Below are 10308 nucleotides of genomic sequence, written 5' to 3'. Positions count from 1 at the left end.
TTTGTATTCTTTCGATTTTTCAGTAAAAAATGGCTGAAATTGTATAAAATTTAAGATTATAATAATTTTAAATTGTAACTTTCTGTAAATATTATCATTACTTTATCGTTTTAGGAAGCAGAAATTAGCACAAATTAAACTGCTCCTTTTAATCAAAAAAGAAAGAATAATTAAATGTGATAACATAAAGACAAGCCACATCTTACAAACTAAGCTATGGCATTCAATAAGCTTTAGAACTAAAATCAATCTTTCATTTCTCTAGCCACATCCTCAATCATTTTCTCTAAATCCATTACCAAAGAAACATTTTTATCCTCTAAAGCCTCATAAATTCTTTCTCTTACTCTACAAACTGCATTGACTAAAACATTAAAGCTTTCTTTGACATTAATCTCGTATTCAAGATTATTGCAAGAAATTTTAATACCCTCTTGATTTGCTAGAAATCCAATCTCTGAATGTTGATTGATTGCTAAAGATAAAAACAATTTTCCCTTTTTGTGTATGATTTCTAAAATCATTGTGTCTCCTTGTTTTTGATTGATAGAACATTAACTCTCCATAGCTTAGTGTGTGCTGTGGTGTAAGTTAAGAAATAAAAAGTTATGATTTTAAAAATCAATGAATAAGGATTGGTATGCTAAAAATAACCATTGTTACTTTATTGTTCTCTGCATTATTAAGCGCAAATGCAATAGACTCTCCCAAAGAAACTAAGGAAAACTTGGTAAAAATAAGCCCTTATCCACAAAAAGAAATCTGTGTTGCAAATATTACCGATGTGAATCGGAGAGGTTGTTGCTCTAGGCACGGCGGGGTATGTGGCTGTGAGGGTAAAAGAGTAAAGTGCTGCGATGATACTTTAAGTCCAACTTGCAAATGTGGAGAATAAAATGAGAACAGCTTTAGTTACATTTCTATTTTTAGCACAAATTCTCTTTGCAGAGCAGGATTTCAATACAGCGAAGAAGCTACTCACTTCTTTTTACAAAGACAATCCTAGCTATCAAACCGACTTCTATTGTAACGCTCCTTTTAAGTGGGTTAAAAATCGTTTTGAGATTGTGCCTAGTGAAGCCTATACTCCAAGAAATGCTAAAACAAAGAAAGGCAAAGTTAATCAAAGAGCCAAAAGGGTTGAGTGGGAACATATTATGCCTGCGCATAACTTTGGACAACATTTACCTTGTTGGAGAAAGGGTGGCAGAAAAGAATGCCAAAACGATGCAACCTTTAAGAAAATGGAGGGAGATTTGCAGAATCTAGCTCCAGCCATTGGTGAAATTAATGGAGATAGAAGTAATTACAGATACGCAGAATCTACAAAGGATATGCAATTTACACAATATGGGAATTGCAAAGTCTTTACAGATTTTAAAGGCAAGAGATTCTACCCTGCAAATTATTCTAAGGGTTGGATTGCAAGAAGCTATCTTTATATGAGTAAGACTTATAATGTAAGACTCTCCGACCAAGAAAGAAAACTTATGGAAGCTTGGGATAAACAATATCCAATGAGTGAAAAAGAAAAAGCTTTTAGGGATTTTGTAAAAGAACAAGAGTAAGGATGTTTAAGTTTAAACCTAAAACAAGCTCGGCTGTCTCTTGCCTTTAAGAATCTTATAGAGGTGTTGCTCACTCAAGTCATATTTTTGTTGGAGACTTAGCATAATATGCTTTTTAGGGAAATGTTTGTTTAAGAGATTTTGATAATCTTCCCAAATATCCTCATCTCTTTGCACACTCTTATAGCTTGGAATATAAATATTTGCCCCACCAAAATCTTGTAAGACTTGCTTTAGAGTTGCACCACCTTTGATTTGCTCGTAAAGATGAAAGAAAATATCTGAATTGGTAATTGGGGATTCCATTAAAACTCCTTACTAATGGAATTTTAACAAATTTGTATCAATTTTTATCCCCCTTTCTTGCTCTTTGCCACTCCTTTAACGCAATAATTACCTTTTGGGCTTCTTTAATCTCTAAGGTATTAAGATATAAAGGACGTTTGCCAATGATTCTATCAATAAAATTTCTTAATCCTAGCTCATTCTTCACTTCTGCAACCTTGAAATACAAGCCTTTAATCATAGCAATTTGTGCTTTTGTGGCTTTACCGCTCTTGCAAAACTCGGATTTTAAAAGCACATTAAAAGGCACAGCATAACCAAATCTCTGGGCTAATTGGTAAAGCTCTTTTTCATCTAGCTCTTTACAGCTCTCTACACCAAACATATCGCTTAGGATTCCACGATAACATTCCTCACTAATGCCATTCTCGCTCTTTAGCGTATGAATCACTTTAATCAAATGTTTTTTCAAAAATGCATTATTCAAAGCTTTCTCCCCTTTCTCTTGCTAGATTATTTTTTATGCTTTCTTGAATTTCTAAAAAAATCTTTCTTAAATTTTCATCTTGACAATGGATTGTGAAGTTTCCACTAGATTGCTCTTTGAATACTAAAGTTTCTTGCCTTGTATTCTCTTTTTGAATTGGCTTAAACTCTGCCTCTGCTTTTACAGCATTAAACACCACGACTTGTTTTAAATTGCGCTCTTTATAGAGTTCGCGCATTCTCTCTAGTGTTTGGGATTGCGTGTGATTCCATTCCGCTAAAGCTAGGTTATGCTTAAAGACAATGACACAAGCAGCCTTATCTCCAACTTCTCTTAAGGCAACACGAGCAATTAAAGGAGATAAACGCGCAGGAATACTATCCAAGACTAATTTCCTTAAAGCCTTGCGCTTTTCAATCCCTACCCATACATTGGATTCCATTTTACAAATCTTTACTTTCGTGGATATTGCCGATAATTTCGGAATTTAAATAAATTGCTTCTTGTTTAATCTCTGTTAAAAATCCTGCTTCGTTTTTCTTGATAGTCTTAAAATCTACTTTATAATTTACGCATACAACACAATAATCCACAAAAGGTTTATATTCGCTTTCTCTATAATATCTAAGAATATCTCCTTCATAAATCTTTGCATTATTTAAATCTCTATACCCTGTCCAAAATTCAACTTCTTTTTCATCATCTCTTTCATCAAATTTAATAAAAGGAATCGCTCTATCGGCACAATGAACCTTAGCAGGTAAAACAGAACCTAATTTAGCTAAAGCAGGATATTCAATATACCCATTTTCTAATTTGCTCCACACCCTAAAATCAATGTCTTTAAGCTTCATTTATTTTCCTTTTGTAAAATATTATTCTTGCGTAGCTTTCTATTTTATTGGAGAGATTATAAATCTTTGTTGCGCTCTCTTCAAAAACTCTTAGCATTTCCCTTAAAGTGTCGTCATCATAAGTCTCCTCCCAATACCAAGAAGCTTTTTCTTTAATTTCATAAAGCGTATTAGAAAACTTATGAAACTCCTCACTTGCAAACTCATAATCTCTCTTTGTCATTTTCACTCCTTTATTAAAACTTCAATCAAGCCTACCAAAGCGGTAGGCTCTATTCAAGCTTTAATCAAACCAAACCCTTAGAGTTCCATCATTCTCAAAGTTCAATTCATCAGGTTTTTTGCCTCCAAAAAACCATATCCATTCAACTCCTAATCCAAACCTAAAGCCTTTGATGCCGATTAAGTCAATGTAAAAGGTGTCGCAAAAATCTTTTGGATTCTCCACAAAGCTATCCTCTAAGAGTAAATTTTCATAGCCAATAACCTCGCAAGTCTCCATTAAATCTTTAAGGATTAATCCCGAATTTCCCTCCAACTCTAAATCAGGACAAAACTCCAAATCCTCTGTCTCTGCATATTGTTTAAAAATCTGCTCTAAATGTTCTTTGTCTTTGATTCTAGTTTTTCCCATTTGTTCTCCTTTATCTCACCCTAAAGCAAGGCAAGGCAATCTCACTCTTTAGCTCCTCAATAAACTCTTTTAACACTTTTTCTTCTCTGATTTCTCTATCATAGCTTACAAGGCGAATCTCAAAGCTGTTTTCTTTGAGTGCGATAAAGAGTTCAATTTCTAAGGTAATGCTTTTGAGGCTTGCCTTTAGCATTTGAAAAGTAAAGGTGAGTTTGCTAGGAATCTCTACTTCCTCTTTTGCTCCACTCTTAATAGTGGTAGAAAGACAAAAGGAAGAGCTTGTGTGCTTTTGCACAGAATCAATCTTGCTAGAAGCACTTAAATGCGTGCTTAAATCTATCAAGTCTAATCCATTCATTGTATTTTTTCCCTCTGTTAAAAAGATATAAAAGCTTTTCAAAAAGGCTACAAAATCTCTTTGATTTAAAGGTTGATTGAGATTGCCTAAGAATGCTTGATAAAAAGGGTGATTTTCTAATTCTAGTTCCACAATTCTTTTATTGAAGCATTGGGATTCTTTGGTATGAAAATCTAAAAACGCACTGACTTTGTTAAAGTTATAGAAAATCTTAGAATTCTCTTGCTTGTATTCTTGCACTAGCGCAACAAAACTTTCCTTATCATCTACTTTTAGATTAAAGCCACGATTATTGAGTGGCTCTTTTAAAGTATCCTCACTCAAAGAATAATCTTTATGCACAAAGTGCAATCCATTGATTTCCGTGCTTGGAATGATTGTATTTAAAACTCTTTCTTTTTCCATTATCCTCTCCTCATTACGATTTGTTTGGGTTGTGTGCGTGTGGGTAGCATTTGCTCACTCACATAGAATGCACTTTTGATTTGTGGTTTAGGTAAGCAAACAGAGTTTGTGCCGATAATATTAATCGTGTTCTCTACATCACTAGGCTTAATAGTGAGCTTTAGGGTGATACTTGCGTTCTTTCCCTCAAAGCTCACAACTTCCATTGCTTTTTTCAAATTCGCAATGGCTTCACCTAAAAAAGCTCCATTCCCTAAACCTTTTAACGCTTCACAAAAAGAATCCATCTCTTCGCTTACAATTTCAGCATTTACGCGACTCATTTTCTATCCTTTGTGTTGAAATGAATGCAAAGTGTTTTTAAGAGCGAACAGGCAATTAGGAAAGTTTTGTTTATCAAAGCTAGGTTTCCTACTCTTGCTTGTGAGCTTTTAAAATGCTTTGCATTGAGGGATTACCCTCCAAGAAGTCTTAAAGTAAAGACTTCTTGCAAGGTAAGGCAAGATTATTTCTTGCCTTTTGCTTTTTGTTTCTTGATTGCCTTTTTATGCTTCGTGCGTCTTTTTCTCTTATTTTTGCTAATCGTGCTTGTTTGGCTTCTTGTTGTGGGATTGCCTCTCTTGGTTTGTGTTTGCTCTTTAGAGAAAGTAGGCAAAAGCGTTTGTGCTAAAGCAAGGGATAATGCCTTTAGTTTCATTGTGCATTCTCCAAGCTTTCAATCTTAGGCACGATTCTAAAGTTATCTTTGACTACTCTTTTAAGCCCTAGCTTGACTAAGGTAGAATCCTCTAGCTCACACACTGCGTCTTTGTCAATACTCTCTTCATACTTAATGCAATCAGAGCAACCATAACTTTTAAGTGCTAAGAGGAGTTTGTCTATCTTTTCTCTTACTCTAGGAAGTGAGACAGACTTCACAAGGCGATAACCAATCGTGCCAAAGGTAAAATCCTTGCTTCTTTTTTCTGCAAAGTCTGCTTTATTCTCCTCACAAAAGCTTGTAATACACTGCTCCAAATACTTTTTTTCATTGGAGAGCTTTTCAATTTCGCTACTTCTTGATTCCTTGATTCTGTTACACTCTAGTGTAACTTCTCCATTGATTCTTTCAATCCCTACACTAAGTTCTGCGATTCTCTTTAGTGCTGCATTTACATTTTCATAGTTTTGAATTTCCATTTATTCTCCTTTTAACCAAATTTTAAATTGATAATCCCAAGCTACAAATCCATATCTTGTAGCCACCGCTATTTTTACCTTTGCCTTTTTAATGATTCTTAGGCTCATTAGCGTTTCCTTATATCTACGATTCTATGCGTGCTTTTAGAGTAGATATATTCTCCTTTGACATAAAAGAAACGCTTAGAGTAATCACATTTCTTTCCTGCAATCATTTGGTTTTGCATTGCTCTCCTTTGTAAGCCTAAACTTCAAGAAAATATCGTGGCAATTAGGAAGAAACTGCTTGTTAAGTTTCAGGTTTCCTACTTGCCTAAGATATTTCTTAAAGTTTAGGCGTAATATTTGTGAATTTTTAAACTTTATTCACAACTTTTTTGGGTTTGTGTCCCCAAGACTTTAGACTTCTTTTTAATCTAAAGTATTGGAATCACTTTTGGCTTTTTCTTTTTCCATTTCAGCGATTGTCTCTAGGATTTTTCGCCATTTATCCTTATTGCGTGGGTGGGAGAGTTTCTTAAGCGCACACTTATAGATTTTATGAACGCGTTGCACACTTATCCCAAGTTCCCTCCCAATCTCTCTAAAAGTCATTTGCTATCCCAAATCACTTGTTTTGTGGAATCGTTTAAAAGCCGAAGCGATAACACAATTCATAGATACATCATTGCCTTAGTGGATTCTAAATCCTCTAAAGTCGCACTTTCTTTGCCACTTAGAGAAACTCTCGCAAGGGTGAGCCTTAGCACTCCCTCACTTTGTCTAAAGTTTCCACAGCCTAGCTCCCATAGTTTCCAAGCACAATTGGTTGGGATTCCACTTACTTTGCAAATCTCAATGTATTCCTCTTTTTGCAAACCCTTTAATTCATATCTCCCTAAGCAGCGATTCCTTAGTTGTGCTAACTCTTGCTCTCTTTTGCTTCCAAGTCTGCCACTGCTTAGAGAATCTGCAAGCCAATGTGTGCCTACTAAGATGAGTGGTTGTTTGGAGAAGTCCATAATGCGTCTTAGGGTTTCTAATACTCTCCACTTTAAGTGTTCTGCCTCATCTACGATGATATATTTTCCACATTTCTTAAGCTCATTTGACACCTTTAAGATTCCGCTATGATTGCTTTTAAACTCTCCTAGATTTAGCTCCTCACAAAGCTTTTTTAGAATGTCTTTGGCATTCATATCAGGCGTTGCCTCTATAAAGATTGCTTCTAAATGGCTCTTGCAATACTCTTTTGCGATTCTTGTTTTGCCTGTGCCACTTGCGCCTAAAATCACAGAGATTCTATCTCCTTGCATACTTGCAAGAAGCAATCTTGAAAAGATGCGTTTCACATCACTTGTTTCTATAAAATCTAAGTTGTTTAAGCCTTGAATCTTGCTTTTAACCTGTGCTTTCTCCGCGACTTCTTTAAGAAAAATTGCAAACTTCTCCTCCACGCCTGCGGCATATTTGAAGTCTGGATTGTTAAGATATTGACTAAGGTAAGTCTTTCTGATTCCAAGCTTCAACTCTAATTTGCTTTGAGAAAAATTTGCATCTTTTTCTCTTTGCTCTTTTAGATATGCTATAATTTGTTCTCTCATTAAATTTCCTTTACTCAAGCAAGTTTCTTGCTTGTTTGGGTTTAGGCTTTAAAAGCCTTTTAAAAAGTTTTAAAAACCCTTTAAAAGACCTTTAAAGTGCTAGTTTTTGCAAAATATCCCAATCATCTATCCTTTCTGCATTGTTGTTTGTATCCATTGGCAATTCCCAATTATCCTCTGCATTTTTCTCTATTTGTCTATTTAAGATTGCCTCTTTGACTTGTGTTTTAAGGGATTTTTGTGCTTTAGAATCCACAAGGTTTTCCACACCATTACGCAACGCTTCTCTTTCTTTTTGCTTCAAGCTCTCCGCTTCTAATCTTGCATTTCTGCGGATAAACTCGGAATGCGTTGCGTCTTTTTGCAAGTCTCTTATGCGCTTAATTGCGCTTTTATATTCTTTACTAATTGTTTTAAGCTGCTCTTGTGTGAGAGGATTTGCTTTCCTATCATAAGCCTTGCAGATAAACTCACCTTTTTCACTAAAAATAAAGGCTTCATTGGAAGCATTGATATTGACACGCACGAGCACCTTAGTTCCTGCTTCAATGTATTGTGTTGGCACATAAGAGTAAGGACGCATTTCTATGCAATTTTTACCCATAACTCTTGCCTTGCCTTCCTCTGCATAGAGTAGAAATTGCGTATAATCCACATTGATTTTTTGGAAGTTTGCCTCACTCCATAAATCCATTGGGCTTTTACCTTGTGCCTTGCTCCACTTGCGTGAAACCCTATCAATATTCCAATATTCCACCGCCTCATCTAGCAAGAATTGTGCAGCTTCAAAGGTTACAATGTGTTTTTGTTGGGTTTTGATTGGATTGCCTAATGCGTCTTTACTCTTGCGCTCTCTCTTAGGTGTTTGAAATTCTATTGCGCTTCTCTCACTGACATTTCTACCAATATAGCTACTAAGTGCGGTAATGTAGCTCCCTTGAATGGTTCGGAATCTCCTCTCCACTACTGCCTTTGCTTTACCCTTGTAGGCTGCGCTTCGCACAAATCTAATGCCTAATCCATCTACAAGCCCTTGCACTTGTTTGCTTAGATAGTCTTTTCCATTATCAAATTGAATAGCCTCTGGTTTGCCCATACTTTCAAAGGCTTTCCACATTAGTCTAACGACTGCATTAGAATCGGAAGTCTCACTAAGATAAGCTACACTTCTGCCGCTATGCACATCAATAACAGAGAGAATACTTGGGCGGATTTGTTTGCCATCTCTATCTAAGACAATGGCGTCAAGAGGAGAGCTATCTATCTGCCATAATTGATTAGGAAGCGTGTATAAATCCCTTTGCATTCCGTAGGAAGGTTCTTTATAAGAATCTGTCTTGTCTGCTCCATAGGTAATAAGCGTGTATTCTAAAGAATTTGCTTTGAAGTAGGAATCCAAGAAGCGATTCATTGTATTAAATGAAAACAAAGGCTCAATCTCGCGCTTTAGAAACTTTTTGTAAGAATATCCCACCACATAAGTATGTGCAATAATGTGCAATTCTCTCCATAACTGCATACGATTCAAATATCCACTACCCATTACACGCCACATCTTTACAACTTCCTCTTGCGCCCATTTTGGAAGTGAAGTTGTGCCTGTCTTTGCAACACCTCTTTTATCGCTTAATGCGCTTAAGCCTTGTGCTTTATACTTTCTTTGCCAATCAAAAAGCTTTCCTTGTGTGAGATTTAAGGTAGAATCCTCTTTGTTTTTAAGCTCTATAAAGTGTGCTACCTTGATTCCTGCACTCTTTGCACTTTCATAATCTAATAGGATTTTCTCTCTTTGTTTAGCTTGGGCTTTTTGAGAAGGAGTGAGGTTGTGCCAAGTGGTTGCGTCATTGTGTTTTGTCCCTTCGTCATTGCGAGAAACACGCAGTGTTTCGTGGCAATCTATACTCTTACATACAGAGGATTCCGCTATCTCACAAGTAGATAAATCATTCCTATAAAGAGTGGAATTGCTGCTGCTAGCAGTCCCACAATAATGCTTGCTAGCACAATCAATCCCTCTAGTGTGTAGAGTTTTTCCTTGAATGTTTTGAGAAGTTTTTTCATTGTTGTTTCCTTTACAATCCAATGTTTTAGAATCCTTAGATTCCATAACATTAGGTTGTGCCACCTCACCCATCTCCTCTAGCACATATTTCACAGGATAACCTTTTTCTATGGCTTCTACTTGTTCTTGGGATAAAGGGGTATTCCAAATTTGGAGAATTTTGCCTGCATAACCACCAACACCTTTAATATAAGTATATGAAAAATATTTCGTATTAAACTTTAAAATTTTTTTAGTTTGCGCTTGTTTTCTAACAGCTCTATCAGTTATACCTAAAGATTTCGCAAACTCTTTACTACTTATCCATTGTCCCATTTTACACCACTTCTTTAAATATTTTAGTTGGATAACCTTGTTCTTCTATCTCTTCAGAGCATTTTTGCGCTTCTTCCAAGCTATCGCAAAAGATGACATCATCTTCCCCAAATTCATTTAAATAAACAACTACAAAACCTGCTATTCTTTTTTCCATTACGCAACCTTGAATCCCTCTTTTTCTAGTAGCTCTCTTAATTCTTTAGACCTACCTCTTGCACCCTTATTTTTACCATTGGACATATCCAATAAGAGAAAATAGTCTTTTTCTTTAAGTCCTTTTGCTTTAGCCCAAGTGCGTAGCTTAATACCTCTTTTATTCATTTGTTGAGTGAGACAAGTAAAATCTTTTCGTATTTTTTTACTTTGCACAGCTACTCCTTTAATTTTTGTGTTATAATACTACTAACCACTCCATAAAAGGAGTGGAAAAAGTAGTTTTATAGCTCTAGTTTGAAAGTGATTTTTAACTTCCAAACTTTGAGCCTTACAACCACCTTTTTATACTTTAAAACTCGCATTTTAAAGCTCCAAAAGTGATATTCTTCCCGCCCACCCAAAACCACTTTTAAGTTTTA

At 35.6% G+C, this 10308-nt stretch carries 18 protein-coding genes; 2 read left to right on the top strand and 16 right to left on the bottom strand.

Going from position 1 to position 10308, the window contains the following annotated elements; genetic code table 11:
- Positions 1-245: 245 nt before the first annotated feature.
- Positions 246-524: a hypothetical protein gene (locus K2N75_RS00165; protein ID WP_297681379.1), complete on the bottom strand. Its 279-nt coding sequence runs from the start codon at positions 522-524 to the stop codon at positions 246-248.
- A gap of 116 nt (positions 525-640) precedes the next feature.
- Between K2N75_RS00165 and K2N75_RS00160 the strand changes: the two genes are divergently transcribed.
- Together K2N75_RS00160 and K2N75_RS00155 are read left to right on the top strand one after the other, a co-directional pair.
- Positions 641-895, top strand: a complete 255-nt coding sequence (locus K2N75_RS00160; RefSeq protein ID WP_297681378.1) for a hypothetical protein — start codon at positions 641-643, stop codon at positions 893-895.
- A gap of 1 nt (position 896) precedes the next feature.
- A complete protein-coding gene (locus K2N75_RS00155; protein WP_297681377.1) occupies positions 897-1568 on the top strand; it encodes an endonuclease in 672 nt (223 codons plus the stop codon).
- 18 nt (positions 1569-1586) lie between these two features.
- Here the strand turns inward: K2N75_RS00155 and K2N75_RS00150 are convergent, their stop codons facing one another.
- The 15 genes from K2N75_RS00150 to K2N75_RS00080 all read right to left on the bottom strand — a co-directional run bounded on the left by K2N75_RS00150 (position 1587) and on the right by K2N75_RS00080 (position 10102).
- Positions 1587-1874: a Mor transcription activator family protein gene (locus K2N75_RS00150; RefSeq protein WP_276953181.1), complete on the bottom strand. Its 288-nt coding sequence runs from the start codon at positions 1872-1874 to the stop codon at positions 1587-1589.
- 37 nt (positions 1875-1911) lie between these two features.
- The gene (locus tag K2N75_RS00145; protein ID WP_297681374.1) at positions 1912-2340 is read right to left on the bottom strand and encodes a phage protein GemA/Gp16 family protein; all 429 of its coding nucleotides are present in this window, start codon (positions 2338-2340) and stop codon (positions 1912-1914) included.
- Positions 2333-2782 (bottom strand): hypothetical protein, encoded by a 450-nt coding sequence (locus K2N75_RS00140; RefSeq protein ID WP_297681372.1) that lies wholly within the window; start codon positions 2780-2782, stop codon positions 2333-2335. Before K2N75_RS00140 ends, K2N75_RS00145 begins: the two co-directional genes overlap by 8 nt.
- 1 nt (position 2783) lies before the next feature.
- Complete coding sequence (locus K2N75_RS00135; protein WP_297681370.1) at positions 2784-3194, bottom strand: YopX family protein; 411 nt, start codon at positions 3192-3194, stop codon at positions 2784-2786.
- Positions 3184-3417, bottom strand: coding sequence for a hypothetical protein (locus tag K2N75_RS00130; RefSeq protein ID WP_297681368.1), 234 nt, complete (start codon positions 3415-3417; stop codon positions 3184-3186). The genes K2N75_RS00135 and K2N75_RS00130 overlap by 11 nt, the downstream gene beginning before the upstream one ends.
- A 60-nt stretch (positions 3418-3477) precedes the next feature.
- Positions 3478-3828, bottom strand: coding sequence for a hypothetical protein (locus tag K2N75_RS00125; protein ID WP_297681366.1), 351 nt, complete (start codon positions 3826-3828; stop codon positions 3478-3480).
- A 10-nt stretch (positions 3829-3838) separates the two neighbouring features.
- A complete protein-coding gene (locus tag K2N75_RS00120; protein ID WP_297681364.1) occupies positions 3839-4591 on the bottom strand; it encodes a DUF2303 family protein in 753 nt (250 codons plus the stop codon).
- A complete protein-coding gene (locus K2N75_RS00115) occupies positions 4591-4914 on the bottom strand; it encodes a hypothetical protein (protein WP_297681362.1) in 324 nt (107 codons plus the stop codon). Before K2N75_RS00115 ends, K2N75_RS00120 begins: the two co-directional genes overlap by 1 nt.
- A 182-nt stretch (positions 4915-5096) precedes the next feature.
- On the bottom strand, positions 5097-5288 hold the full coding sequence (locus K2N75_RS00110) for a hypothetical protein (protein ID WP_297681360.1): 192 nt from the start codon (positions 5286-5288) through the stop codon (positions 5097-5099).
- Positions 5285-5770, bottom strand: coding sequence for a host-nuclease inhibitor Gam family protein (locus K2N75_RS00105; protein WP_297681358.1), 486 nt, complete (start codon positions 5768-5770; stop codon positions 5285-5287). The genes K2N75_RS00110 and K2N75_RS00105 overlap by 4 nt, the downstream gene beginning before the upstream one ends.
- 411 nt (positions 5771-6181) lie before the next feature.
- The gene (locus K2N75_RS00100) at positions 6182-6364 is read right to left on the bottom strand and encodes a sigma factor-like helix-turn-helix DNA-binding protein (RefSeq protein ID WP_297681356.1); all 183 of its coding nucleotides are present in this window, start codon (positions 6362-6364) and stop codon (positions 6182-6184) included.
- A 59-nt stretch (positions 6365-6423) separates the two neighbouring features.
- Positions 6424-7353: an AAA family ATPase gene (locus tag K2N75_RS00095; protein ID WP_297681354.1), complete on the bottom strand. Its 930-nt coding sequence runs from the start codon at positions 7351-7353 to the stop codon at positions 6424-6426.
- Positions 7354-7444: 91 nt separating this feature from the next.
- Complete coding sequence (locus K2N75_RS00090) at positions 7445-9730, bottom strand: transposase family protein (protein WP_297681352.1); 2286 nt, start codon at positions 9728-9730, stop codon at positions 7445-7447.
- A 1-nt stretch (position 9731) separates the two neighbouring features.
- A complete protein-coding gene (locus K2N75_RS00085; RefSeq protein WP_297681350.1) occupies positions 9732-9887 on the bottom strand; it encodes a hypothetical protein in 156 nt (51 codons plus the stop codon).
- Positions 9887-10102, bottom strand: coding sequence for a hypothetical protein (locus K2N75_RS00080; protein ID WP_297681348.1), 216 nt, complete (start codon positions 10100-10102; stop codon positions 9887-9889). The genes K2N75_RS00085 and K2N75_RS00080 overlap by 1 nt, the downstream gene beginning before the upstream one ends.
- Positions 10103-10308 lie beyond the last annotated feature (206 nt).

Origin of the sequence: Helicobacter sp. (assembly GCF_029067145.1) — a bacterium.
GTDB lineage: Bacteria > Campylobacterota > Campylobacteria > Campylobacterales > Helicobacteraceae > Helicobacter_D.
This window is presented reverse-complemented; position numbering and strand designations above follow the sequence as displayed.